The following is a 5,520-nucleotide window of genomic DNA, read 5'->3' on the forward strand; positions in this document are numbered from 1 at the left end:
ATGAGGATTCCACCCCTGCGGTCCGCCGTACAGATGGGATCTGATGTTAGCCTTGGTGGTTCGGTGACACCTGTCTGGTCGATCCGAACCACACGGACCACGCAATGATATTGGTGATTCTCCCATCGTCCGATGGGAAATCCCGCCACACCCCTCTCCCCGCACGGGGAGAGACCCATTCCGGTTGATCCTGCCGGAGGCCATTGCTATCGGAGTCCGATTTAGCCATGCTAGTCGCGCGAGTTCAGACTCGCGGCAAATAGCTCAGTAACACGTGGCCAAACTACCCTCTAGACACGGACAACCTCGGGAAACTGAGGCTAACCCGTGATACCGCTCTCACGCTGGAATGCCGAGAGCTGCAAACACTACGGTGCTAGAGGATGCGGCTGCGGCCGATTAGGTAGACGGTGGGGTAACGGCCCACCGTGCCCATAATCGGTACGGGTTGTGAGAGCAAGAGCCCGGAGACGGAATCTGAGACAAGATTCCGGGCCCTACGGGGCGCAGCAGGCGCGAAACCTTTACACTGCACGCAAGTGCGATAAGGGGACTCCGAGTGCGAGGGCATATCGTCCTCGCTTTTCAGCACCGTAGGGTGGTGCTGGAACAAGGACTGGGCAAGACCGGTGCCAGCCGCCGCGGTAATACCGGCAGTCCAAGTGATGGCCGATCTTATTGGGCCTAAAGCGTCCGTAGCCGGCCTCGAAAGTCCGTCGGGAAATCCACGCGCCCAACGCGTGGGCGTCCGGCGGAAACTCCGAGGCTTGGGACCGGAAGGCTCGAGGGGTACGTCCGGGGTAGGAGTGAAATCCCGTAATCCCGGACGGACCACCGATGGCGAAAGCACCTCGAGAAGACGGATCCGACGGTGAGGGACGAAAGCTAGGGTCTCGAACCGGATTAGATACCCGGGTAGTCCTAGCCGTAAACGATGTCCGCTAGGTGTGGCACTGGCTACGCGCCAGTGCTGTGCCGCAGGGAAGCCGAGAAGCGGACCGCCTGGGAAGTACGTCTGCAAGGATGAAACTTAAAGGAATTGGCGGGGGAGCACTACAACCGGAGGAGCCTGCGGTTTAATTGGACTCAACGCCGGACATCTCACCAGCTCCGACTACAGTGATGACGGTCAGGTTGATGACCTCGCCACGACGCTGTAGAGAGGAGGTGCATGGCCGCCGTCAGCTCGTACCGTGAGGCGTCCTGTTAAGTCAGGCAACGAGCGAGACCCGCACTCCTAATTGCCAGCAGCAGTCTCGACTGGCTGGGTACATTAGGAGGACTGCCAGTGCCAAACTGGAGGAAGGAACGGGCAACGGTAGGTCAGTATGCCCCGAATGAGCTGGGCTACACGCGGGCTACAATGGCCAAGACAATGGGTTGCAACCTCGAAAGAGGACGCTAATCTCCGAAACTTGGTCGTAGTTCGGATTGAGGGCTGAAACTCGCCCTCACGAAGCTGGATTCGGTAGTAGTCGCCTTTCACAAGAGGGCGGCGAATACGTCCCTGCTCCTTGCACACACCGCCCGTCAAAGCACCCGAGTGAGGTCCGGATGAGGCCATCTCACGATGGTCGAATCTGGGCTTCGCAAGGGGGCTTAAGTCGTAACAAGGTAGCCGTAGGGGAATCTGCGGCTGGATCACCTCCTACAGACCGAGACCAGGCCGACGCGCCTGGCTCACTTTCACTCATCGCGTGGACCGTGTCCCGGATCGACCGGACAGGCACCTTAGAACCACCAAGGCTAACAGGGCCCGTAGCTCAGCGGTAGAGCACCTCCTTTGCAAGGAGGACGCCCTGGGTTCAAATCCCAGCGGGTCCATACTTGGGCGCTCATCATCGCGAAACACATCCCTTAAGTGGGAGACAGCGCGAGGGTGAGACCCCAACGAACTGATGCACCATCCCGTGAAAGCGCGGATGGGAAGGGTTCGACGCACGCTCCGGCCGCCACCGGACGTGCAATGACGACCGTGTGTACGCGCGCAATCCAGACGCCCACTGAACCCGTTCGCATAGAACGGCTCGTGGACGTCACAGATCACTGTACCAGTATACTGTCCACTACGGACAGCACTAACCCGTCTGTCACTACGACAGACGCACAGCCTATCATCACGATAGGCACCTAACAGACGGTCTCGCCTACCCAGGCGGGACTGGTTCCAACGACACTCAATACCGTTGGCTACTGTACTGGCTGGTGGATGGCTCGGCTCGAGAGCCGACGACGGACGTGCCAAGCTGCGAAAAGCCTGAGGGAGCCGCACGGAGGCGAAGAACTCAGGATCTCCGAATGGGAATCCCCACCGCAATTGCCTCGCGCAATGGGGAACGCTCCGAATTGAAACATCTCAGTAGGAGCAGGAACAAAAAGCAACCGCGATGTCGCTAGTAACCGCGAGTGAACACGACACAGTCCAAACCGAAGCCCTCACGGGCAATGTGGTGTTCGGACTAATCAAACGACGCTCAATCTCACGAGAAATCTCCTGGAACGGAGTGCGATACAGGGTGACAGCCCCGTATCGTGAGAGCGAGTGTCCGGGTTAGCTCCAGAGTAGCAAGGATTGGATATTCCTCGTGAACATCGCAGGCATCAACTGCGAAGACTAAACACTCCTCGAGACCGATAGCGAACAAGTAGCGTGAGCGAACGCTGAAAAGCACCCCGAACAGGGCGGTGCAATAGGGCCTGAACTCAGTCAGTGATAGAACGACGCGGCACGAAAGGTCCTCGAACAAACGACCGTGGGGCGACCCACCAGTAGGACTTCGAGGAAGCCGGTGTCACGTCGTGCGTTTTGAAAAACGACCCAGGGAGTGTACCAGTATGGCAAGCCTAACTGGATCATCCAGGCAGGCGCAGGGAAACCGATACGGCCGCAGCACTTTGTGCCAGGGCCACCGTGTTCAAGCGCGGGGAGTCATACGAGTACTACCCGAAACCGAGTGATCTACGCGCGGGCAAGGTGAAGCGTGGCGAAAGCTGCGTGGAGGCCTGCAAGAGTTGGTGTCCTACAATACCCTCTCGTGACCCGTGCGTAGGGGTGAAAGGCCCATCGAACTCGGCAACAGCTGGTTCCAGCCGAAACATGTCGAAGCATGACCTCAGCCGAGGTAGTCTGCGAGGTAGAGCGACCGATTGGATGACCCGCCTCCGAGAGGAGTCGGCCATCCTGTCGAACTCCGAACTTGCAGACGCCGCAGACGCTGGGAATCCGGACTGCGGGGTAAGCCTGTGGTCCGTGAGGGAGACAACCCAGAGCCGGGTTAAGGTCCCCAAGTGTGGATTAAGTGCAACCGAAGGTGGTCTCGAGCCCTAAACAGCCGGGAGGTGAGCTTAGAAGCAGCTACCCTCTAAGAAAAGCGTAACAGCTTACCGGCCGAGGTTCGAGGCGCCCAAAATGATCGGGGCTCAAATCCACCACCGAGACCTGGCAACGCCCATCACAGGGCGACTTAGTAGGCTTGGCGTACTGATCGGGCGGAAGCTCGGGCGAGAGCTCGCGTGGACCGATCAGTAACGAAAATCCTGGTCACAGTAGCAGCGAGAGTCGGGTGCGAACCCCGACGGCCTAACGAGCAAGGGTTCCTCGGCACTGCCACTCAGCCGAGGGTTAGCCGGTCCTAAGTCCCACCGTAACTCGACTGGGACAATTGGCAAACTGGTTAATATTCCAGTGCCACCGTGCACTACGCCGACGCTTTGGGAAACAGCGAGCGGGGCCTTCGCCCCGTCGAATCGTGGAAGATCGTGGACGCCGTAACGGCAGGAAGCGACCGAATCACGAGACAGCGCAAGTCGCTGGTACCGAGAGCCCGTGAAAAAGCGCACGGTGACCGTACCGAGATCCGACACAGGTGCTCAGGCAGCGAAAGCCACGGCCTGTCGGGACCAACCGGCGTTAGGGAATTCGGCAAGTTAGTCCCCTACCTTCGGAAGAAGGGATGCCTGCTTTTCATCGAGCAGGTCGCAGTGACTCGGACGCTCCGACTGTGTAGTAACAACATAGGTGACCGCAAATCCGCAAGGACTCGTACGGTCACTGAATCCTGCCCAGTGCGGGTATCTGAACACCTCGTACAAGAGGACGAAGGACCCGTCAACGGCGGGGGTAACTATGACCCTCTTAAGGTAGCGTAGTACCTTGCCGCTTCAGTAGCGGCTTGCATGAATGGATCAACGAGAGCGTCACTGTCCCAACGCTGGGCCCGGTGAACTGTACGTTCCAGTGCGGAGTCTGGAGACCCCCAAGGGGAAGCGAAGACCCTATAGAGCTTTACTGCAGGCTGTCGCTGGGACGTGGTCGCTAACGTGCAGGATAGGTAGGAGGCATTACGCAGGCACCCGCGCTAGCGGGCCGCCGAGCCACTCCTGAAATACTACCCGTTAGTGACTGCGACCCTCACTCCTGGCGGAGGACACCGGTAGCCGGGCAGTTTGACTGGGGCGGTACGCGCTCGAAAAGATATCGAGCGCGCCCAAAGATTTCCTCATCCGGGTCGGAAACCCGGAGAAGAGCGCAAGAGCAAACGGAAGTCTGACAGTGTCATTCCCAACGAGTGACGCTGACGCGAAAGCGTGGTCTAGCGAACCAACGAGGCTCCTGGATGGGGCCCGTTGATGACAGAAAAGCTACCTTAGGGATAACAGAGTCGTCACCCGCAAGAGCACATATCGACCGGGTGGCTTGCTACCTCGATGTCGGTTCCCTCCATCCTGCCTGTGCAGAAGCAGGCAAGGGTGAGGTTGTTCGCCTATTAAAGGAGGTCGTGAGCTGGGTTTAGACCGTCGTGAGACAGGTCGGCTGCTATCTATTGGGGGTGTATTGGTACCTGCGAGGAACGGTCGTATAGTACGAGAGGAACTACGACTGGGTGCCGCTGGTGTATCGGTTGTCCGAGAGGGCAGATGCCGAGCAGCCACGCACCACGGGGTAAGAGCTGAACGCATCTAAGCTCGAAACCCACCTCAAAAAGAGGTACCACCGAGGACACTCGTAGAAGACGAGTTCGATAGACTCGGGGTGTACGCACCGAGGCAACGAGGTGTGAGCCCGCGAGCACTAACAGTCCAAAGCCACACTCATATTCGAGTGTCAGACAGAACCACAAGCGTAACAGAACTGGTCCGACGATCACAACGTGACTCGTCACGAACCACTCTGCGAGCGGGTTCAGGCGGTAACTGGATTGCGCGCACGACACACGGTCGAACCCATCGGACCGATCAGCGAGACGCCACCGACAGTGGTCGACGAACTGTTCGACACCGAGCAGTTCAAGATGGTTCGATTCCATCAGTCGGTTTGAAGGCGGCCAGAGCGGCAGGGATACACCCGTACCCATCCCGAACACGGAAGTTAAGCCTGCCAGCGTGTGAGCAAGTACTGGAGTGAGCGATCCTCTGGGAACACTGACTCGCCGCCTCACCACTCATACTACATTCATCAGACACCGAGAGTGACACGCTCGCCCGAGCGAGCGCGACGCTCTCGATTATCACCATCCCACC

Annotated in this window: 1 tRNA gene and 3 rRNA genes; all 4 read left to right on the forward strand. The window is 58.6% G+C overall.

Annotation, left to right across the window (positions count from 1 at the left end):
- Positions 1-177 precede the first annotated feature (177 nt).
- Positions 178-1,650, forward strand: a 16S ribosomal RNA gene (locus tag ACQUQ0_RS17415).
- A gap of 102 nt (positions 1,651-1,752) precedes the next feature.
- Positions 1,753-1,824, forward strand: a tRNA-Ala gene (locus ACQUQ0_RS17420).
- A 357-nt stretch (positions 1,825-2,181) separates the two neighbouring features.
- A 23S ribosomal RNA gene (locus tag ACQUQ0_RS17425) occupies positions 2,182-5,094 on the forward strand.
- Positions 5,095-5,316: 222 nt separating this feature from the next.
- Positions 5,317-5,438: ribosomal RNA gene (gene rrf / locus ACQUQ0_RS17430) — 5S ribosomal RNA — on the forward strand.
- The 16S, 23S and 5S rRNA genes sit together here with 1 tRNA gene alongside, the layout of an rRNA operon.
- The last annotated feature ends 82 nt before the right edge of the window (positions 5,439-5,520 follow it).

It is taken from the genome of Halobellus sp. EA9 (genome assembly GCF_051195055.1).
Lineage (GTDB): Archaea > Halobacteriota > Halobacteria > Halobacteriales > Haloferacaceae > Haloquadratum > Haloquadratum rubicundus.